Annotated in this window: 17 protein-coding genes; 8 read left to right on the top strand and 9 right to left on the bottom strand. The window is 67.8% G+C overall.

The window, feature by feature from the left end; translation table 11 throughout:
• Positions 1-73: 73 nt before the first annotated feature.
• Positions 74-463 carry a DoxX family protein gene (locus G6N55_RS15200; protein ID WP_085222508.1) on the top strand — a complete coding sequence of 130 codons (390 nt, stop codon included), beginning with the start codon at positions 74-76 and terminating at the stop codon, positions 461-463.
• Positions 464-627: 164 nt separating this feature from the next.
• Here the strand turns inward: G6N55_RS15200 and G6N55_RS15195 are convergent, their stop codons facing one another.
• Both G6N55_RS15195 and G6N55_RS15190 read right to left on the bottom strand, forming a co-directional pair.
• Positions 628-1,518: an HNH endonuclease signature motif containing protein gene (locus G6N55_RS15195; protein WP_163667347.1), complete on the bottom strand. Its 891-nt coding sequence runs from the start codon at positions 1,516-1,518 to the stop codon at positions 628-630.
• 1 nt (position 1,519) lies between these two features.
• Complete coding sequence (locus tag G6N55_RS15190; RefSeq protein ID WP_085222510.1) at positions 1,520-2,464, bottom strand: R2-like ligand-binding oxidase; 945 nt, start codon at positions 2,462-2,464, stop codon at positions 1,520-1,522.
• 146 nt (positions 2,465-2,610) lie between these two features.
• Between G6N55_RS15190 and G6N55_RS15185 the strand changes: the two genes are divergently transcribed.
• Positions 2,611-3,078: a PaaI family thioesterase gene (locus G6N55_RS15185; RefSeq protein WP_085222511.1), complete on the top strand. Its 468-nt coding sequence runs from the start codon at positions 2,611-2,613 to the stop codon at positions 3,076-3,078.
• Positions 3,079-3,087: 9 nt separating this feature from the next.
• On the opposite strand, the gene G6N55_RS15180 is transcribed toward G6N55_RS15185, so the two are convergent.
• The 4 genes from G6N55_RS15180 to G6N55_RS15165 form a co-directional block, all read right to left on the bottom strand.
• The gene (locus tag G6N55_RS15180) at positions 3,088-4,530 is read right to left on the bottom strand and encodes a lipase maturation factor family protein (RefSeq protein ID WP_085222512.1); all 1,443 of its coding nucleotides are present in this window, start codon (positions 4,528-4,530) and stop codon (positions 3,088-3,090) included.
• An 86-nt stretch (positions 4,531-4,616) separates the two neighbouring features.
• Positions 4,617-8,849, bottom strand: coding sequence for an alpha-(1->3)-arabinofuranosyltransferase (locus G6N55_RS15175; RefSeq protein WP_179968071.1), 4,233 nt, complete (start codon positions 8,847-8,849; stop codon positions 4,617-4,619).
• Between the two features lie 43 nt (positions 8,850-8,892).
• Complete coding sequence (locus G6N55_RS15170; protein ID WP_066947240.1) at positions 8,893-9,066, bottom strand: DUF2613 domain-containing protein; 174 nt, start codon at positions 9,064-9,066, stop codon at positions 8,893-8,895.
• An 85-nt stretch (positions 9,067-9,151) separates the two neighbouring features.
• A complete protein-coding gene (locus G6N55_RS15165; RefSeq protein ID WP_085222513.1) occupies positions 9,152-9,367 on the bottom strand; it encodes a hypothetical protein in 216 nt (71 codons plus the stop codon).
• A 395-nt stretch (positions 9,368-9,762) separates the two neighbouring features.
• Here G6N55_RS15165 and G6N55_RS15160 point away from each other — a divergent pair, with 395 nt between their 5' ends.
• The 3 genes from G6N55_RS15160 to G6N55_RS15150 are packed head-to-tail and all read left to right on the top strand — an operon-like array spanning position 9,763 to position 12,874.
• Positions 9,763-10,914, top strand: a complete 1,152-nt coding sequence (locus tag G6N55_RS15160) for a glycoside hydrolase family 3 N-terminal domain-containing protein (RefSeq protein ID WP_085222514.1) — start codon at positions 9,763-9,765, stop codon at positions 10,912-10,914.
• A gap of 52 nt (positions 10,915-10,966) precedes the next feature.
• Positions 10,967-11,596, top strand: a complete 630-nt coding sequence (locus tag G6N55_RS15155; RefSeq protein ID WP_085222515.1) for a TetR/AcrR family transcriptional regulator — start codon at positions 10,967-10,969, stop codon at positions 11,594-11,596.
• 18 nt (positions 11,597-11,614) lie between these two features.
• Positions 11,615-12,874, top strand: coding sequence for a chloride channel protein (locus tag G6N55_RS15150; protein ID WP_085222516.1), 1,260 nt, complete (start codon positions 11,615-11,617; stop codon positions 12,872-12,874).
• Positions 12,875-12,882: 8 nt separating this feature from the next.
• On the opposite strand, the gene G6N55_RS15145 is transcribed toward G6N55_RS15150, so the two are convergent.
• Both G6N55_RS15145 and G6N55_RS15140 read right to left on the bottom strand, forming a co-directional pair.
• Positions 12,883-13,725, bottom strand: coding sequence for a MaoC/PaaZ C-terminal domain-containing protein (locus G6N55_RS15145; RefSeq protein ID WP_085222517.1), 843 nt, complete (start codon positions 13,723-13,725; stop codon positions 12,883-12,885).
• 16 nt (positions 13,726-13,741) lie between these two features.
• Complete coding sequence (locus tag G6N55_RS15140; protein ID WP_085222518.1) at positions 13,742-15,106, bottom strand: 3-oxoacyl-ACP reductase; 1,365 nt, start codon at positions 15,104-15,106, stop codon at positions 13,742-13,744.
• A gap of 123 nt (positions 15,107-15,229) precedes the next feature.
• Between G6N55_RS15140 and G6N55_RS15135 the strand changes: the two genes are divergently transcribed.
• Positions 15,230-16,576 carry an acetyl-CoA C-acetyltransferase gene (locus tag G6N55_RS15135; protein WP_085222519.1) on the top strand — a complete coding sequence of 449 codons (1,347 nt, stop codon included), beginning with the start codon at positions 15,230-15,232 and terminating at the stop codon, positions 16,574-16,576.
• Positions 16,577-16,877: 301 nt separating this feature from the next.
• Here G6N55_RS15135 and G6N55_RS15130 read toward each other — a convergent pair whose 3' ends face one another.
• Positions 16,878-18,713 carry an acyl-CoA dehydrogenase gene (locus tag G6N55_RS15130; protein ID WP_085222520.1) on the bottom strand — a complete coding sequence of 612 codons (1,836 nt, stop codon included), beginning with the start codon at positions 18,711-18,713 and terminating at the stop codon, positions 16,878-16,880.
• Positions 18,714-18,914: 201 nt separating this feature from the next.
• Between G6N55_RS15130 and G6N55_RS15125 the strand changes: the two genes are divergently transcribed.
• Together G6N55_RS15125 and G6N55_RS15120 are read left to right on the top strand one after the other, a co-directional pair.
• Complete coding sequence (locus tag G6N55_RS15125) at positions 18,915-19,982, top strand: isopenicillin N synthase family dioxygenase (RefSeq protein ID WP_372517586.1); 1,068 nt, start codon at positions 18,915-18,917, stop codon at positions 19,980-19,982.
• Positions 19,979-20,467 (top strand): flavin reductase family protein, encoded by a 489-nt coding sequence (locus G6N55_RS15120; RefSeq protein ID WP_085222521.1) that lies wholly within the window; start codon positions 19,979-19,981, stop codon positions 20,465-20,467. Before G6N55_RS15125 ends, G6N55_RS15120 begins: the two co-directional genes overlap by 4 nt.
• The last annotated feature ends 41 nt before the right edge of the window (positions 20,468-20,508 follow it).

Genomic DNA, 20,508 nt, shown 5'->3' with positions numbered 1-20,508 from the left:
GGAACAGCCTTCTGGTCCTCGTCGGCGAAGGCGTCTCCAGTGACCAGATCGTCACCACGCTTCTTGACCGAGAATGAACGGCACAGCCGTCACGAACGTGGAAGTGAACGTGGCTTTATGGGTTGTGAGTGCTGGGATGGGTGTGGCTTTCGCCGCCTTCGGAGCCATGAAGTTGGTCATCCCCAAAAAGCACCTGGCACTGCGGGGTTCGAGTTGGGTCGACGACTTCAGTCCGCGCACAGTGATATTCGTGGGATTGACAGAGGTCGCGGGCGGTCTGGCGATGGTCGTACCCGCGATGCTCGAAATCTCGTCCCGGCTGACGGTAACGCTTGGGACAGTGGGCTTGATTGTCGTGATGTTAGGTGCGGCAGTGGTGCACGCGCGTCGGCGTGAGCCGGGAATCATCCTATTGAACTTGGCACTGCTGGCATTTGCGGCGATCGCGATGTGGGAGCGATGACTGTGACCTATGTGGAAAGGATTACTCATGGCCGATCAACCGTCTGTGTCCGCGGCTGCCCAAATGCATTCGCTACTCCGCGGTTTCGAAGTCTCGCAGGCACTCTATGTCGTTGCAGAACTAGGGCGTCTTGGTTCCTCAGCCGACGCCGTTGGGGGAACTTATCAAATGTCTTCACCCCGGACGTATCGGCCAACGAATTCCAGCCCGGCATCGGCGACCTCATATCGGTAATGGGTGGGTTCATCGCGTTGGGTCGGTACCGGCGATGGTTCGATTCGCTTCAAAAACCCATCACCGACTGCGTGCAGGAGCGGGATCTCCAAACCCGCCTGGACCACGAAGGATCTCCGGCCGGTCTCGGCAATCTGGTCGAACAACCGGCGCTCGAAAGCAGAGTAGCGACTGTTCAAGATCCCGAGATTGCGCTTGTACCTGCGGATCGACTGCGGATCGATTTCCTTCTCTTGGCAGCCCGGGCATAACGCGATGAGGTTTTGGAACGAGTCGTCGCGGCTCTGCGACGTGGACACGATGTGAGCTATCTCGGTCGTTGGATGCCGGCAGGTGGGGACGGCGCATCTATGGGCCGCCTCGACTAGCGCCCGTTGCTTTGCCTCTGAGTCTGGCGGATCAATCGTGGCAAATGTGCGCGCGGATTTGACGGCCGGCGCGGCGCGGCCGACCCGGCGCGGTTCCGGCCGGGCCGGGATCGCAGGTGTACCCCTGGCGCGACGTGAAGACGATCCGATAGCCCAGGCGGCAAGGCCCACCACTGTCATCAACACCGCGTAGTGCAGCGCCAGGTGCCGCCAGGGTGGGCTCGGCTCGTCGTCAGCGGCCCGCTCGGGCCCCGAGGAGTTGGTGAAACGACCTGTCGGGTCCCCGCCGGTGTCACGGTCGTCGGTCGGCTCCGGCGGAGCGGGCCTCGTCGGAATGCGATGTTGCGCAGCGCCGACAAACGGAGCCGCCTGTGCCACAACGGGTGTGGTTGCTACCACCGCGACGGGTGCGAGCGCTATGGCGGCTGCTGCCGCGATCGTGAGTGCTTTCATGTCACTGTGCCGAGGCCGCCAAGGCCTTTTCGTCCTCGTTGGCGAAGCTGTCTTCCAGCTGCAGCGGCGAATAGTCGACGTCGATCTCACCGAGCGGTCGGCCGCGGGCACTGGCGATGGTGCCGAACCGGCGCATACCCCTGTCGGAGGCGTACTGGCGCGACTCGTCTGGGTCCAGGCCGAACGGGATGGGATCGCTGAACGTGGCATAAGCCTGTTCGGTCGTTTGCATGACCAGCGGGATGAGCTCGTTCATCCGTGCCTCGAACACGGCCCAGTTGGTGTCGTCGGCGGCGACGTGGCGCCGGCAGGTGAAGGTGCCCCACGCCATGTGCCGTCGCTCGTCGTCGCCGATGCGCCGGACCAACTCCCGCATGCCGGGCAGAATGTTGCGCCCGGCGCAGATCTTGTGCCACGAGTGGTAGCCGGTCAGCGCCATCATGCCCTCGACCACGTGGTTATAGGTCACCGATGCCCGGATCTGCGCGACGGGTGACGGGTCGATTGTCAAGGCGTTGAGGCAGTTTGGCAGCTCCTCGTAAAAGATCTGCCGGTACGCGGGCAGCGGCTCGAGGTAGGCCTGCAGATCGCCGGTCTCACCGACGGCGTCGAGCCACATGCGGAACACCTGGGTGTGCTTGGCCTCCTCGAAAGCGAACTGCGTCAGATACATCTCGTCACCCAGCCGGCCCTCGGCCCGCATGGCCGCCATGAACGGCTGAATGTCCTCAGTCACCGCCTCCTCCCCGGCAACGAATTGCACGCACAATTGCATTGCGAGGCGGCGTTCCTCATCGGTCAGGCTTTCCCAGTCCGCGCGGTCGCGGGAGAAGTCGATATCGGCGGGGTCCCAGAACTTGGTGTTACCCCCCGCGAATAGCCTCAGCGGCAAACTATCCCAGTTCAGTCCGCCCGCGAGCAGTGAACCCGAATGTGTGCGTGTCATCTGACCGACCTCCCCAACCGAGTGTGATGACTCGATGGTGCGTCCAGACCGCGAATAACGGCCAGGCGCTGGACAGAACACGCACGAGTTGATACGCCAAACGCACCAGCCACGGCGGAAAGCTCAATCGTTCTAACCTCGCAGACGTGGATGTCAATGGATATCTCGGCCTCTTCGGAGAAGCCGGGAACACGCTGTCCGATGCGGAATGGGTTGCACACGCAAACAAGCACCTGACCCCCAATCTCTCGACGCTGAACGCGAGGTTCCTCGACGGCAGCCGTGACGAGCGATGGCTGCGCATGTCTTACGAGCCGGGTTCCAGTGCTTTCAATTTCACCGTGATCAGCGGTGGATCGATCGCCGAGATGCTGGATCAGACGGCCACGCATTGCGGGTCGCTGGTGACGGGCCATCCCTGCCCGACGCTGAGCATGACGGTGACGATCCTGCGCAGCGGAACGGCGAAAGGCTATGTGGCGACGGGTCGTGTCCTCAAGCTCACGAAGACGAACGCCGTTCTGGATGCCGACCTCGACGACGAGACGGGGCGTCGAATCGCCTCGATCACGGTGGTGTCCCAGCTGCTGACCGATATCAGCAGACTGATCTGACCGCGTTGCTCAGCCGGCCGGGGGAGACGCCGTCGTCAGCGTCATCGGCGGAAGATATTGGCCGACCAGCGCACGATGCCACCACATCCGATCGCGCCGCAGCTCCGCCGGCGTGGTGAAGCGGTACTGGTAGAGCTGCGCCCGCACATAGCGCGGCGGCGAGTCCGGAAAAGGATTGTGCCGCAACAGCCGTAGCGTGGCGCGGTCGTTGCGCAGCAGCCGTTGCAAGAACGGCTTCAGCCATGGCTGGGCGTAGCCCGGCGCGATCGCGGCGAACCACATCAGCCAGTCAAGCCGCAGATGATAGGGCGCCCACTGGCGGGGCAACCGTCCGACGGCGCCGGGCTTGCCCTTGAACTCGTATTCCTTCCACACCGTCCGCGCGGTGAGCCGTGGCTCGTCGGTGCCCTCGACCACCACCTCCCGGCGGACACGACCGATGCTGCCGAATGCACCGTAGGTATTCACCAAGTGAAACGGGTTGAACGACATGTTCATTCGCTGACGCGGGGACAACATGTTGCGCACCGGCCAATAGGTCAGGAACAGTACCGCGCCCGCGCACGCCACCACCATGCCGACGAACCACAGCGGCGACACCGGCGGCGAGTGCCCGGGTATCGGCACCAGCAGCGCCGCAGAGGAGTCGTCGATGGCGCTGAACGCCAGCACAATCGTCAGCCAATTGAGCCAGGCGAAATTGCCGGAGGCCACCAGCCACAGCTGGGTGACCACAACGATCGCCGCCGCCACGCTGGATACTGGCTGGGGCGCGAACAGCCCGAACGGCACCACCAGCTGCGCGAAGTGGTTGCCCGCCACCTCAATTCGATGCAGCGGCTTGGGCAGGTGATGGAAGAACCAGCTCAGCGGCCCCGGCATCGGCTGGGTTTCGTGGTGGTAGTACAGGCAGGTCAGGTCGCGCCAGCACGCGTCACCGCGCATCTTGATCAGCCCGGCGCCGAACTCGACGCGAAACAGCAGCAGCCGCGCCATCCACAACGTCAGCACCGGCGGCGCGACGCGATCATTGCCGAGGAAGATCATCAGGAATCCGCTTTCCAGCAGCAGCGATTCCCAGCCGAACGAATACCACGCTTGCCCGACGTTGACGATCGACAGGTAGAGCACCCACAGCGTCAGCCACATCAACGTCGCGGCCCCAAGCGGTAGCAGGTCGGCAGCGCCGGCCACGACGGCGGCCGACAGCGCCGCCCCGAACCAGCAGACACCGGCGAACAGCCGATCGGAGTAGCGCACCTGGAAGATGCTCGGCGAGCTCCACCACGACTGACGCGCCAAAAAGCGTGGCACCGGCAGGATTCCGTGTTCGCCGATCAGTGCGCGGAACTGCAGGGCGGCGGCGACGAACGCGATCAGGTAGATGGCCGCCACGCCGCGCTCGAGCACGAACCTGCCCAACCAGTAGTCGGATGCAGCAAACCAGTCCATGGCCACAGCTCCTCGGACGGTGACTGTCACACCATTGCGTGTATTCAGTCAACCAGCCGGCAAGCGGCCAGCCAACGCCGGAAACGCTATTCGTCGTGCGCCGCGCGCCCGCGATCCGGCAGCGCGATCACCGAGGCAGCGACCGCGGCCAGCGAAATCAACGCCAGCAGTTGCACATTCGCGGAATGGCCGGCGTAGCCGTCGACCGATCGCCAGGGATGCCGGGACAGCGCCGCGCCGGCCAGAATCAGTCCGCCCGCACTGGCGGCGACGGTGATCCGATCGCGCAACCGCTCACGATGGCGCAGCGCGTACCGCAGGCCGAGCGCGCCCCCGATCACGACGACCCCGGCCACGCCGGCGATTACGGCCCCGGCCGCCAGCAGTGGCACCGCCGCCCAGGGGCCGGGCGACCACGGCTGCGCGGGTGGGTCGTCGGACCGCCCGCGCCGGCGCCACAACGCCAGCAGGGCCAACAGCGGCAGTAACGCCAGGCCGGCGGCCAGGCCAACCCGGTATAGCGAGTTGGACGCAAAGCTCAGCGTGATGGTGCCGGGGTCCCCAGCAGGAACCACCCAGCCCTGCTGCCATCCATTGACGGCCACCGGCGTGAGCCGGGCACCGGTGCCGGTGCGTGCCACCCAGCCGGGATTGATACTTTCGGGAATCACCAGCACCCGGGCGGTGGGCGACGCCGGGGCCCGGACCTCGCGACGGTCGGGGCCCCAAGCCCCCGTCGCGGCGGGCACCGGCGAAAGACCGGTGCCGCCGGGCAATTCGGCGGCATTCGCGGTCACGAGCTGTGCCCCGTCCACGACGAACTGGGCGCCGGGGCTGATCAGCAATTCCTGTTGCCCCGTCGGCAACGCGATCGGATTGGGGTCGCAGACGCTGACGGGTACCGGCTCGCCGGCCAGCAGCGCGCCCGCCGTGGTCCGGATCGAGGTGTGCACGAACCGGCCCGCGACCGCGATCACCGGGCCGTGGTCGCAGTCGACGACGATCTCGCGCGGCCGGTTGCGCGCGGCGTCGGCGGGGGCGATCGGGTTGCCGTCGGTGCCCAGCGCGGCGACCTCGGCCAGCCCCGGCGGCTTGAGCTGGTCGAAGCCCAGCGCGTTGCGGTCGATGACGTCTTGCCAGTCCAGCAGGCTGACGGTGACGGTGTCGGTCACCCGGGGTCGCAGCGACAGCGTTTGCGGCCGAGCGGCACCTTCGTCGCCCGGCATGAGTTTGCGGACCTGTGGGCCGTCGCCGAGGTTGACGGCCACCATCGTCGGCCGGGCCGGCAACGTCGAGCGACTGGGCAGCAGCCGCAGCCCCGTGACCTCGGTCGGTCGGGGCAGGACCAGCGTCAGCGTCGGCGCGCTACGGTGTTGCACCACCCGCTGCGGCGCCGTCCAGGCGGTGGCCGGATCGCCGTCGGTGGCCGCGTAGGCCGAGCCGAGGACATCAACCGTATCCGAATCACCTTGGGCCCGAGTGGTATTCGGCTCGGCGATCAGGTCGGCGAGGTTGGGGCCCTGCCGGGGGCGCACCCACAACCGCGGGGTCACCGACACCGGCGCGGGAACGGTCAGGGTGCGGCTGAAATTGACCGGCTCCTCCGGGGCCAGCGCCATCGACGGCGCGCAGCGCACGCTGTCGCCGGCCGCGGCGCAACCCGGCCGGCCGCGCAATTCCGAGCCCAGGTCCCAGCCGGCGATCGCCGAACCCGGTGGTGGCCCGGGCACCCGCACGGTGTGCCGCAGGTCGACCGGGTGCGCGAAGCCGGAGGCGTCGTACTGGGTGATCGACAGGTCGGTGATGCCGAACTGCACCCCGCTGGATCCGTCGTCGGTGCCCGCGGCGGTGATCCGCACCCACGGGGTCTCGCCATAGGGCAGCGCCGCGGTGAGCGGCGTGCCGGGCTGGTCGAAGCGCAGGGTGGTGCTGCCGGTCGCGGTGTCGATCACGATGCGGCGAACCTGCGAGCCGACGGCGGTCGGGCTGGGTGTCAGCGTGATCGCCGCGTTGGTCACCGGGTGGTCGAAGTCGACCTGCAGCCACTGCCCGACGGCGGCCTGCAGGGCGTTGGTCACCCACGCCGTCGCCGGATCGCCGTCGATCGCCGCGGCTGCAGACGTCGCCGGAGCGACATCGGGCATGGCGGTCGAATCCGACGACGAACTCGACACGGTGATCCGCCCGCCATTCCAGCCGCCGTAGACCGGGTCGGCACCGGGGTCCGGATAGTCGGGCACCCGGTTGAAGGTGTGCCTGGCGTCGCCGTCGGCCCGGATCGCCGACGAGTGCTGGTCGACGCGGCCGTAGTCGGTCTCGCGCGCCGCCGGGGTGTCCGTCACGGTCACCACGGGCGCCGGCAGGCCGGCACCGCGGGCGTCGGCGGTCAGCAGCACCGGACCCAACGGCGGCTGGCCCAACAGCCGGCGCCGCTCGTCGAGGCGCAGCAGGACTTCGGGCCCGCCGTCGACGCGGGCCAACCCGTCGGTGCCGGCGAAGTAGGGCGCGCCCGGATTGCCGGGCGCGCCGACCCGGAAGATCTCGACCGCCGGATAGCGCGGACGCAGCCCGCTGTCGGCGACGAACCCGGGCACTGTTCCGGGCCCCACCGGCTCGCCGAACTGCGCGGTCTTCTGCAATCCCGGCGACCCTTCGATGGTGCGGTGCACCAGGATCGGGCGGGCCGAACGCGACGAGTCGGGATCCAGGTCGTTGCGTACGACGACATACGAAATACCTTGGCGGGCAAGGGTATCGGCCAGCCCGGCGGAGGGGAGTCCGGCGGCGAACAGGCGCTGCACGGAATCCAGCGCCCGGATGGTCTGCGGCGGCGTCAACGGGATGGAGTCGCGCACACCCCACGGGCTGCTGCCGAGCACCTGGAGCGGTTCGTCGTGGGTGGTGCCCCACATCTGCGTGGCGAACGGTGCCCCCGGCACCACCAGCACCCGGCCGGGGAGGGGGCTGCCGGTGTTGTGCGCCGTGAGCCAGTCGGCGGCGTCGTGCCAGTAGCGGGGGATCGCGCTGAACGTGCCCGGCGGAGCGAGCCGGGCGGTCCACGCCAGCGAGGTGCTCACCATCAGCGCGGTCAGCACCACCACCGTCGCGGCGACCCGTTTGTCGCGCTCGGGATGGGCGAACGCGTGCAGCCACTGCGCTCGCGGGGCGCTGCCCGGTAGCGGGACCCGGCCCAGCAGCGCCACCACGCCCAGCACGATCGGGATCCGGATGACCGATTCCAGCTTGTGCACGTTGCGCAGCGGTGCGCCCGCGGCGTCCAAGAACAGCTGCACCTGATGGGCCAGCGGCGAGCCCAGCCCGCCGCTGTAGCCGACGGCCATCAGCACCACCCCGACCAGCAGCATCGTCACCAGCCGTCCGCGGGCCGGCATCGCGGGGCTGGCCAGCCCGGCCAGTCCGGCCGCCGCGACCAGGCAGGTCGCCAGGATGGCGGCCGATCCGGTCACCAGCGGCGCGCCCGCGGTCGCGGTCGGGGCCACGAACGGCGTCCAGCTGTCGGTGCCGCGCAGCATCTCGACCAGCGACGACCACTGCGTCGTGACCCCCGAGGATTCGATGAAGTCCAGGAACGGCGGGCTGACGCTACGCAACAGCACCAGCGCGACGACCCACCACAGCATCGCCAGCACCAGGCTCAACAGCCACCACGCCGTGTAGCGCCACCACAACCTGCCGGGCCGGTGGCAGGCCCACCAGATCACCGCCGGCAGGCAGCCCGCCAGCGTGGCGATGGCGTTGACCGCGCCCATCAGCGCGACCGCCAGCCCGGCCTGGCCGGCCAGCGCCCGCACCGACCGGCCCGAACTCCCTCGCAACGCCAGGATCGTCGGCAGCAGCACCCACGGCGCCAGCATGATCGGCAAGGTTTCCGACGAGATCGAGCCGAGCGTGGTCAGCACTCGCGGGGACAGCGCGAACGCGGCCGCGCCGATCACCCGCGACGACGGGCTCCCGATCCCCAGCGCCTCGGCGACCCGCAGCAATCCCCAGCAGCCGATCGTCAGCAGCAACGCCCACCACAGCCGCTGGGTCATCCAGCCGGGCACGCCGAGCAGGTGGCCGATCGCAAAGAAGGTGCCGTGCGGAAACAGATAGCCGTAGGCCTGATTCTGCGTTTGGCCGAACGGCAGCTCGCTGCTCCACAGGTTGGTCGCGCGGGCCAGGAAGCGCAGCGGGTTGGCGGTCAGGTCCAGCTTGGTGTCGGGGGACACCTGGCCGGGGGATTGCGCGAACGTCAGCGCCAGGGCGACCGCACCGACCAAGAAGAGCCAGCGTCGCGACAGGGGCGTCGCCGACAAGCCCGTGGCCGGGTCCGCCGCAGGCGGAGTACGGGCCTCCGAGCTAGCTACGGTTGCCGTACTCGACCCGGTTGAGCACTGACGACTGCGGATCGCCCCCGGGAAGTGGCGGCTTCGTGTCCTGTTGCACCATCAGGGTGACTCCGAAGATCGCGGCTGCGCCCAGCAACAAACCAACCACCACGCTCGCGGCGGCGGGCGCAATAATCCGGTTCATCGGTCTCCCTGGGTCTCGCGGTCGTCACGGAGGACTACCCGAAAGTCAACCTAGCAGAACGGCCGTCATCGACCGGACCAGCGAGTCATGGCCACGGTATGCAATGACCGTGCCAACACCGGTCACCGTACTGCACGGGGTACGGCACGGAAAGGCTCCGCGCGGCCGGTGCGATCTGGGTCGGCGCGCGGCCGTGGTCTGCCGTGACGTCCAAGGTGAGCGTGACGCCGACGGTCGCCGCGGCACCGATCATCAGCCCCGCCGCGACGCCGGCGACAGCGGCCAGCGTGAACCCCGTCATCGCTGGCTCCTCCCTTGCCAGTCAAATTTGGGTCTACGGCCAACCTAACCGGGTAGAGGCGTCAGCGCCGTTGGGCGCGCCCATTGGGCGTGAGCCGCGTCAGGGCTGCAGTTCCGGCGGCACCGGGGGGATCTGGTTCAAGCAGTCGTCCGGGCTGTCGCACGGCAGGCAACACCCGTCAATGCAGCGGTCGCCGTACTGCACGAGGTAGGGCGACGACGGACTGGACGGGGCTCGGGCCGGCACCATCGTGTGGTCCTCGGCGGTCAGCGTGACGCGCCGACGGTCGCGACAGCACCGATTGCCAGACCCGCGGCGATGCCCGCGGCGGCTGCGCGCAAATGCGCCGAGTGGGGCCGCACCGACGCGCGTACCCGTCGTGACACCATGACCCGATGGCTTTTTCGCGCACTCTGGCCCTGCTGGCCGCCTCGGCGCTGCTGGTCGCATGTGGCCACGACGCCGCCCGGCCGCCCGCGTCGACCACGACCAGCAAGGTGGTCGCCGCACTCCCGGCGCCGCCGGTCTGCTCCGACCCGGCGACGATGCCGGCCAAACTGTCGACCCGCGACAAGCTGGCCCAGCTGCTGATGGTGGGTGTGAAGAACGCCGACGACGCGCGCGCCGTGGTCAACGGCTACCACGTCGGCGGCATCTTCATCGGCAGCTGGACGGACCTGGGCATTTTTGCGGGCCCGCTGGCCGACATCGCGGGCAACGCGGGGCCGCTGCCGCTGGCCGTCAGCGTCGACGAAGAGGGCGGCCGGGTGTCCCGGTTGAAGTCGCTGATCGGCACGGCCCTGTCGCCGCGGGAGCTGGCCCAGACCCAGACCGTCGAGCAGGTCCACGACCAGGCGGCGCAGCGCGGCAAAAAGATGCGCGACCTGGGCATCACAATCGACTTCGCGCCGGTGGTCGACGTCTCCGACGAGCCCGACGACGCCGTGATCGGCAACCGCTCGTTCAGCAACGATCCGGCGACCGTCACCGCCTACGCCGGCGCCTACGCGCAGGGTTTGCGCGACGCCGGAGTGCTTCCGGTGCTCAAACACTTCCCCGGCCACGGGCACGGGTCCGGTGATTCGCACAAGGGCGGGGTCGTCACCCCGCCGCTGGCCGACCTGCAAACCAGCGACCTGGTGCCCTACCGGACGCTGACCACCGCGGCACCGGTCGCCGTCATGGTGGGTCACCTGCAGGTTCCCGGGCTCACCGGCGACGACCCGGCCAGCCTGAGCCGCCCGGCGGTGCAGCTACTGCGCGATGGCATCGGCTACGGGGCTCCGCCCTTCAACGGCCCGGTGTTCAGCGACGACCTGTCCAGCATGGCCGCGATCTCGGACCGGTTCGGCGTGGCCGAGGCGGTGCTCAAGACCTTGCAGGCGGGCATCGATGTCGCGCTGTGGGTGACTACCGACGAAGTCCCCGCCGTCCTGGACCGGCTCGAAAAAGCGGTATCCGCAGGTGAATTGGCATTGCCGGCGGTGGACCAATCGGTGGTGCGGGTGGCGACGATGAAGGGACCCGCCCGGACGTGTGGACACTAGTCCGCCGCCCGATCGTTACCCTGGAGTCGGATTGAGCTAGAAGGGCGCAGCGATGGCAGGTGGTACCAAGCGGTTACCGCGAGCTGTCCGCGAACAGCAGATGCTCGACGCCGCTGTCCAGATGTTCTCGATCAACGGCTACCACGAGACGTCGATGGACACCATCGCCGCCGCGGCGGAGATCTCCAAGCCGATGCTGTACCTGTATTACGGCTCCAAGGAGGACTTGTTCGGCGCCTGCCTGACCCGCGAGATGACCCGCTTCATCGAAGCGGTACGCGCCGACATCGACTTCACCCAGAGCCCGCGAGACTTGCTGCAGAACACCATCGGGGCGTTCCTGCGCTACATCGACGCGAACCGGGCGTCCTGGATCGTGATGTACACCCAGGCGATCAGCTCGCAGGCGTTCGCCCACACCGTGCGCGAGGGACGCGAGCAGATCATCGAGTTGGTGGCCGGCCTGGTGCGGGAAAACAGCCGCACGCCGCGGACCGACGCCGAGCACCAGATGATGGCCGTCGCGCTGGTGGGCGCGGGCGAGGCGATGGCCAACCGGCTGTCCACCGGCGACATCGACGTCGACGAGGCCGCCGAGCTGATGATCGACCTGTTCTGGCACGGCCTTCGGGGCGTGCCGGTGGATCAGGATGTCAGCGCTTCGACCCGTAACGCGGGCTAGATTCGTGCAGTGCCCCGCGTGCCCGCCGCCAGCTCGGGCCGCAATGTCGACTTCTTCTGTGCCGTCGTCATTGTGGGGCTGTTGGCCGGGGTCGCCGGGCTGTCGACGACGTTCGTGCTGCGTTTCGTTCAGCATCTGACTTACCACTACAGTTTCGGCACCCTGCTGGCCGGCGTCAGCGACAGCAGTCCGGTGCGCCGGGTGCTGGGGCCGATGGTCGGTGCCGCGCTGGCCGGGCTGGGCTGGTGGATCCTGCGGCGCCGCGCCGAGGTGCCACCACTGGCCGGAACCATCGCCCGCCAGGAGCGGATACCGCGACTGTCCTGGAGTATCGACGCCATGCTGCAGGTGCTGTTGGTCGGCTCGGGGGCCTCCCTCGGGCGCGAGGGTGCGCCACGCCAATTCGCCGCAGCGCTAAGCGATTTCGCGACGGGATGGCTCAGGCGGCTGTCCGGCCGCGACCGCGAGATCCTGCTGGCCTGCGCGGCCGGGGCCGGTTTGGGTGCGGTGTATGCCGTGCCGCTGGCCGGCGCGCTGTTCTCGGTGCGGATCATGCTCAACACCTGGCATCCCAGGGCGCTCGGCGCCGCGGCCCTCACCTCCAGCCTGGCCGTGGCGATCGGCTCGGCCATCACCCGCGATCAGCCCAACCTGGACTGGCCGATCGGGGAGTCCACCTACCTGCTGACCGCGCACGGGCTGCTGTTGGCCCCGTTCGCCCTCGCGGTGGGCCTGGCGTTCAACCGCCTGATGGCGGCGGCGCGCCCCGCGCGCCAGGTCCGCGGCTGGGTGCTGATCCCCGCGCTGGCCGGCGCCGGATTGGTGATGGGCATCTGTTCGCACTGGTGGCCCGAGCTGCCCGGCAACGGTCGCAGCATCCTGACGGTCAGCCTGGCCAGCGGGCTGACGCTGACCGCGGCGGCCGCGATCCTGCTGTTGAAGCCGCTGCTGACCGCCCTGTTCCTGCGCGCCGGAGGGGCCGGCGGCATGCTCACACCGTCGCTGGCCACCGGCGCCGCAACGGGCACGCTGCTGGTGTTGACGATCAATTGGATTGCGGGGACACACCTGCATGTGCCGGCGGTGTCGCTGGCGGGTGCCGCCGGGGTGCTCGCGGTCACCCAGGGCTCACCGATCTGGGCCGCGATCTTCGTGTGGGAGCTGGCCCGCCCGCCGCTATGGCTGTTCGGAGTTTTTCTGCTGACCGCAACCGGTGCGCACGGACTGAGAAAGCTGCTGAGCGTCCGCGCGCAGCAGCACGACGAACGCGCCGGCTGAGGCGATTGCTACAGCGGCCGGACGCTGCCGGTCAGATGCGGATAGCCCTTGGCGATATTGCGCAGCGAAAGCTCCCAGCCCTGGTCGGCTTCGTCGATGTAGAGGCCCGTGGTCGCGGGCAGGATCACCGGTTTGCCGAACCGCACCGAGTACCGGGCCGCCTCGGGGATCCGGGCTTCGATGTTGGCCAGTACCGCTGCGGCACTGAACATTCCGTGTGCGATGACGGTCGGGAATCCGAATAGCTTGGCGGCGATCGGATTGGTGTGGATCGGATTGTGATCGCCGCCGACGACGGCATAACGGCGGATCTGGGCCGGCGTGATGCGCAGCACGGTGGGCGGCGGCGGCAGCTTGGGCTGCTTTTGCGGTGGGGGTTTGGGTTCGTCGGACAGGCTGGTGCGCTGCTGATGCAAGAAGGTCGTCACCTGGTGCCAGGCGGTTTCGTTGCCGACATGTAAGTCGGTGACCAGGTCGACCAGCAGGCCCTTGCGGTGCTCGCGCAGATTCTCGGCGTGCACCTTCACGCCGACGGTGTCGGTGACCGCGATGGGGCGGTACTGCGTGATGTGGTTCTCGGTATGAACCGAACCCATTGCGGCGAAAGGGAAGTCAAAGCCCGTCACCAACGACATCAGCGCCGGGAAGGTCAGCGCGAACGGGTAGGTGATCGGCACGTTGTTGCCGTAGCGCAGACCGGTGATCGCGGCGTACTCGGCGACGTTCGTCTGATCGATCGGCAGCTCCTCGACGGTCACCGTGCGGCTGGGCAGCTTATCCGACCGGGACACCAGGGGCAGTGCCCCGGCGGCCGCCCGCAGCATGTTCCGCAGGCCGCTTGGTTGATTCATCGCGCTCTCCTTGAACCTATGCGCCCAGCATCGCTTGGCCGCAGACGCGAATGACGTTGCCGGTCACCGCATTTGACGCCGGGCTGGCGAAGTAGGCGATCGTCTCCGCGACGTCGACCGGCTGGCCGCCCTGGAACAACGAGTTCATCCGGCGGCCCACCTCGCGGGTGGCCAGCGGAATGGCTTCTGTCATCTTGGTTTCGATGAATCCCGGCGCCACGGCATTGATGGTGATGCCCTTCTGGTGCAGTTCCGGCGCCAGCGCCTGGGTGAGGCCGATCATGCCGGCCTTCGTGGTGGCGTAGTTCGTCTGCCCGCGGTTGCCCGCGATGCCGGCCATCGACGACAAGCCGATCACCCGGCCGCCTTCGCCGATGCTGCCGTTTGCGATCAGACCTTCGGTAAGCCGTTGCGGGGCAAGCAGATTGACGGCCAGAACGGCGTCCCAGCGCGCGTCGTCCATGTTGGCCAGCAGCTTGTCGCGAGTGATCCCGGCGTTGTTGACCAGTACGTCGGCACGCCCGGCGTAGTGGTCGCGCAGGTGCTCGGTGATCTTGTCGACGGCATCGTCGGCGGTGACGTCGAGCCACAGCGCCGTGCCGCCCACCCGGCTTGCGGTTTCGGCCAGCGCCTCGGCGGCGGACTCCACGTCGATCGCGACCACGCGGGCACCGTCGCGGGCGAACACTTCGGCGATCGTCGCGCCGATGCCGCGCGCGGCGCCGGTCACGATCGCGACTTGGGAGTCCAGCGGCCGGTCCCAGTCCGCCGGCGGGGTGGAGTCGTCGGCTCCGACGTAGAAGACCTGGCCGTCGACGTAGGCCGATTTGGCCGAAAGGATAAACCGCATAGTCGATTCCAGGCCCGTCGCGGCCGGTTTGGCGTCCGGCGACAGGTAGACCAGCGCGGCGGTGGAGCCGTTACGCAGCTCCTTGCCCAGCGATCGGGTGAAGCCCTCCAGCGCCCGTTGCGCGATCCGCTCGTCGGTGCTGCCCGCGGCATCGGGTGTGGTGCCGACCACAACAACCCGCGCGCAGTGGCCAAGGTTACGCAGCAGCGGCGTGAAGAAATCGTGCAACGCCCGCAGGCCGGCGGGCGCCGTGATGCCGGTGGCGTCGAGAACCAGGCCGCCGAATCGGTCGGCCCAGCGGCCACCCAGGTTGTTGCCGACTACGTCGTAGTCGCTGTCCAGCGCCGCTCGCAGCGGCCCGACGATCCTGCCGTCACCACCGATCAGCAAGGATCCGGACAGTGGCGCATCACCGGTGCGGTAGCGCCGCAGGTTCGCGGGTTGTGGAACACCAAGTTGCTTTGCCACAAAGGATCCGGGGCCGGAGTTGACCACTTGCGAGAACAGATCGGACGAACGATTGGGAGCCACTGAGCTGCCTTCCGTTTCTTGAGTGCCGTACAGGCCAACCGTATCGGGGACGAACTTACTGCAGAGTAAGAACCGTGGGTAGTATGGGTCCCAACGGCCAATCCCCCAAACTGAAAATTGGAGATGAACGTGGCCCCTGCAAGCTCACAGCCAACTGATCAGGCTGCACAGACGAGCGTGAAGTCCCGGCGACGCGTCGCCGTACTGGGCGGCAATCGCATTCCGTTCGCGCGATCCGACGGTGCCTACGCCGAGGCGTCGAACCAAGACATGTTCACCGCGGCCCTGGGTGGGCTGGTGGACCGGTTCGGGCTGGGCGGGCAGCGACTGGGCGTGGTCGTCGGCGGCGCGGTGCTCAAACACAGCCGCGACTTCAACCTGATGCGCGAGTGCGTGCTGGGCTCCGAATTATCTTCGTACACACCGGCATTCGATGTTCAGCAGGCCTGCGGCACCGGCCTGCAGGCGGCCATCGCGGCGGCCGACGGCATCGCGTCGGGCCGCTACGACGTCGCCGCCGCCGGCGGGGTGGACACCACCTCCGACCCGCCGATCGGCCTGGGCGACAACCTGCGCCGCACCCTGCTGAAGTTGCGCCGCTCCAAGTCCAACCTGCAACGGCTGAAGCTGGTGGGCACGCTGCCCGCCACCCTGGGTGTCGAAATCCCGGCGAACAGCGAGCCGCGCACCGGGCTGTCGATGGGCGAGCACGCCGCGATCACCGCCAAGCAGATGGGCATCAAGCGGGTAGACCAGGACGAGTTGGCGGTCGCCAGCCACCGCAACATGGCAGCGGCCTACGACCGGGGCTTCTTCGACGACCTCGTCACACCCTTCCTGGGGCTGTACCGCGACGACAATCTGCGGGCCAATTCCAGCACGGAGAAGCTCGCCACACTGCGCCCGGTCTTCGGGGTCAAGGCCGGCGACGCGACGATGACGGCGGGTAACTCGACACCGCTGACCGACGGTGCCTCCGTCGCGCTGCTGGCCACCGACGAGTGGGCCGCCGAGCATTCGTTGCCCGCGCTGGCCTACTTGGTGGACGCCGAGACCGCCGCGGTCGACTACGTCAACGGGCGCGACGGGCTGCTGATGGCACCGACGTATGCGGTACCCCGGCTGCTGGCCCGCAACGGCCTGACGCTGCAGGATTTCGACTTCTACGAAATCCACGAGGCCTTTGCGTCGGTGGTGCTGGCGCATCTGCAGGCCTGGGAATCCGAGGAGTACTGCAAGGAGCGGCTGGGCCTGGACGCCGCCCTCGGGTCGATCGACCGGTCCAAACTCAACGTCAACGGCTCGTCGTTGGCCGCCGGCCACCCCTTCGCGGCGACCGGCGGGCGGATCCTCGCCCAGGCCGCCAAACAGCTGGCCGAGAAGAAGGCCGACGGGGGCGGTCCGGCGCGCGCGCTGATCTCGATCTGCGCGGCCGGCGGGCAGGGTGTAGCCGCCATTTTGGAGGCCTGACCTGCGCACGGTCTCTTCGCCGCGGTGACGAATGACGTTCGTCACAGCTGATTAGCTGCAGCGGGGGATGGGTAACCGTACTTTCGGATTGTCCCGTGCTGTGGTCTGACCCCCCGACCCCGACGGCAACACGGGACATCCCTGAATCGACCGCCGGTATGAAAAACGACGGGCGTGCGAAAAGGGCCGCCGCTGGTTTGAGGGGATCCAGCGGCGGTCTTTTTCGTATCCCCGTCTCCAAGACCCAAAATCCCCCGCTTCAGCGTGGAAGCGGGGGATTTTGCCTGCGTAGGCGAGTCGCTTAGAAGGCGGCCTCGTCCAGCTCCATGATGTCGTTGTCGAGCGTCTCGATGACCTCGCGGGTGCCGGCCAACAGCGGCAGGAAGTTCTTCGCGAAGAACGACGCCACCGCGATCTTGCCCTCGTAGAAGGACCGCTCGGCACCGCTGGCGCCGGCGTCGAGCGCCTGCACGGCCACCGCGGCGTGACGCTGCAGCAACCAGCCGATCACCAGGTCGCCGACGCTCATCAGGAAGCGCACCGAGCCCAGACCCACCTTGTACAGGCTGGTGACGTCCTCCTGTGCGGCCATCAGGTAGCCGGTCAGGGTGGCCGCCATGGCCTGGACGTCTTCCAGAGCCTTGGCCAGGTGCTCGCGCTCGGTCTTCAACCGGCCGTTGCCGGTCTCGGAGTCGACGAACTTCTGGATCTGCTCGGACACGTGCGCCAGCGCCACACCCTTGTCGCGGACGATCTTGCGGAAGAAGAAGTCCTGCGCCTGGATGGCCGTGGTGCCCTCGTAGAGCGAGTCGATCTTGGCGTCACGGATGTACTGCTCGATCGGGTAGTCCTGCAAGAAACCGGACCCACCGAATGTCTGCAGGCTCTCGGTCAGCTTGGCGTAGGCCTGCTCGGAGCCGACGCCCTTGACGATCGGCAGCATCAGGTCGTTGACCTTGACCGCGAGGGCGGCGTCCACACCGTGCAGCGCTTCGGCGACGGCCGCGTCCTGGTACGTCGCGGTGAACAGGTACAGCGCGCGCAGACCCTCGGCGTAGGCCTTCTGGGTCATCAGCGAACGTCGCACATCGGGGTGGTGCGTGATGGTTACGCGCGGAGCCGTCTTGTCGGTCATCTGCGTCATGTCGGCGCCCTGCACGCGCTCCTTGGCGTACTCGAGCGCGTTGAGGTAGCCGGTCGACAGCGTCGCAATAGCCTTGGTGCCCACCATCATTCGAGCCTGCTCGATCACGTCGAACATCTGCGCGATACCGTCGTGCACCTCGCCCACCAGCCAGCCGACGGCGGGCACGCCGTGCTGGCCCAGCGAGAGCTCGCAGGTGGCGGAGACTTTCAGACCCATCTTGTGCTCGACGTTGGTGACGAACACGCCATTGCGCTCACCCGGCTCGCCGGTCTCGTGATCGAAGTGGAACTTCGGCACGAAGAACAGCGACAACCCCTTGGTGCCCGGGCCGGCACCCTCGGGGCGGGCCAGCACCAAGTGCATGATGTTCTCGAACAAGTCATCGGAGTCGCCGGAGGTGATGAACCGCTTGACACCGTCGATGTGCCAGGTGCCGTCCTCCTGCTGGACCGCTTTGGTGCGGCCGGCGCCGACGTCGGAGCCCGCGTCCGGCTCGGTCAGCACCATGGTGGCGCCCCAGTTGCGCTCGGCAGCGAGCACGGCCCACTTCTTCTGCTCGTCGGTGCCGTTCTTGTAGAAGATCTCGGCCATGCCCGAGCCCATCGCGTACATGTAGGCCGCCGGGTTGGCGCCGAGGATGTGCTCGATCAGGGCCCACTGCAGCGCGCGGGGCATCGGCATGCCGCCGAGTTCCTCGGCCAGACCGACCTTGTCCCAGCCGCCGTCGAACAGAGCGCGCATGGACTTCTTGAACGAGTCCGGCAACGTCACCGTGTGCGTCTTGGGGTCGAACACCGGCGGATTGCGGTCGCCGTCGACGAACGACTCGGCGATCGGCCCCTCGGCCAGCCGGCTCATTTCGGTCAGCATTTCCTGGGCGGTGTCGGCATCCAGGTCGCTGAATGCGCCCTGGCCCAGTGTCTGGTCTACGCCCAACACCTCGAACAGGTTGAATACCTGGTCACGGACGTTGCTCTTGTAGTGGCTCACTACTCTCCTCCTCGTTGAGAATGCCACGTTGTGGTTGGGTACTTGGGCTAAGTTACCCACCAGTAACACCGCTAAATATAGCCGCTGGATCAGGCGGCGCAAGTCAATGTGAGCTAGATTTCATTGTCTAATTAACCAACCGGTTGGGAAGGCCCAGCTCACGGCTTCGACACGTGTTCTACCTGCGGCGATAATGGAAGCGTGACAGGTGTGAAGAGGGTCACCGTCTTGCCCGTCGTGGACCTGACGGCCGAAACCGGCGCCTTGCGCGAGGGCCTGCGCGAGGCCGCCCACGAGGTTGGTTTCTTCTATCTGACCGGCCACGGTGTACCGCGGGCGCTCGTCGCGCGGGTGCTCGAGGTGGCCCGCGCCTTGTTCGCGCTGCCGCAGGCCGACAAGGACGCCGTGGCGATGGTGCGCAGCCCGCATTTCCGCGGTTACACCCGGCTGGGTGGCGAACTCACGCTGGGCGAGGTGGATTGGCGCGAGCAGATTGATATCGGGCCCGAACGCCCGCCGGTGGGTGGGCCCGGTAGGCCGGACTACCTCTGGTTGCAGGGCCCCAACCAGTGGCCGGCCGCGCTGCCCGAGTTGCCGGCGATCATCGCCGAGTGGGACGCCGCCCTGTCGGTGGTGGCCCGCACCCTGCTGCGGCACTGGGCGGCGTCGCTGGGCAGTCCGCCCGAGGTGTTCGACGCCGCTTTCGCCGAGACGCCGGCCACCCTGATCAAGGTCATCCGCTATCCCGCCCGCGCGGCCAGCCCGCAGGGCGTGGGTGCGCACCGCGACTCCGGGGTGCTGACGTTGTTGTTGGCCGAGCCGGGCAGTCGAGGTCTGCAGGTGCGCCGGGGCAGGAGTGCCGACGCCGAGGACGGCTGGATCGACGTCGCGCCGCTGGACGGGGCATTCATCGTCAACATCGGCGAGCTGCTCGAGTTCGCCACCGGCGGCTATTTGCGTGCCACCGACCACCGGGTGAACCTGCACGGCGGAGTCGCCGAGCGGATTTCGGTGCCGTACTTCTTCAATCCCCGGCTGGACGCGCAGCTACCGGTGCTGTCACTGCCCGGCGAACTCGCCGCGCGCACCGACAGGACGTGGACGCCGACCGACGACCCGTCGGACCCGATCTTCTCGGTTTACGGGCGTAACGCCTGGAAGAGCAGGCTGCGGGCGCACCCGGATGTGGCCGTCGCGCACGGATACTCGGCAGGTAATGTCGGAACGGCGAATCCGTCGTCGGCTCAAGGGGCGAGTGAAGTCCAGTGAATGCATCGAACAAGCTGACTCCGACCTCACTGCGTGAGGCCTTCGGCCACTTTCCGTCCGGTGTTGTCGCGATCGCCGCCGAGGTAGCTGGCGTTCGGGTGGGCCTGGCGGCCAGCACCTTCGTCCCCGTCTCGTTGGACCCGCCGTTGGTCTCGTTCTGCGTGCAGAACACGTCGACCACCTGGCCCAAGCTCAAGGACCTGCCGATGCTGGGCATCAGCGTGCTCGGCGAGGCTCACGACGAGGCCGCGAAGACCCTGGCCGCCAAGACCGGTGACCGCTTTGCCGGCATGGAGACGGTGTCGTACGACTCCGGCGCGGTCTTCATCAAGGGCACCGGCCTGTGGCTGGAGAGCGCGATCGAGCAAATTATCCCGGCCGGCGATCACGTCATCGTCGTGCTGCGCGTGAACGAGGTGACGGTCGACGCCGAGGTGGCACCGATTGTCTTCCACCGCAGCGCATTTCGCCGCCTTGGTGTCTGACTTTCCGCGCCTCACTGCCGTCATTCGCGCCGAACGTGCTC

Source organism: Mycobacterium florentinum (assembly GCF_010730355.1).
Classification (GTDB): domain Bacteria; phylum Actinomycetota; class Actinomycetes; order Mycobacteriales; family Mycobacteriaceae; genus Mycobacterium; species Mycobacterium florentinum.
Note: the sequence above shows the minus strand (reverse complement) of the source record. Positions and strands in the feature narration are given on the sequence as shown.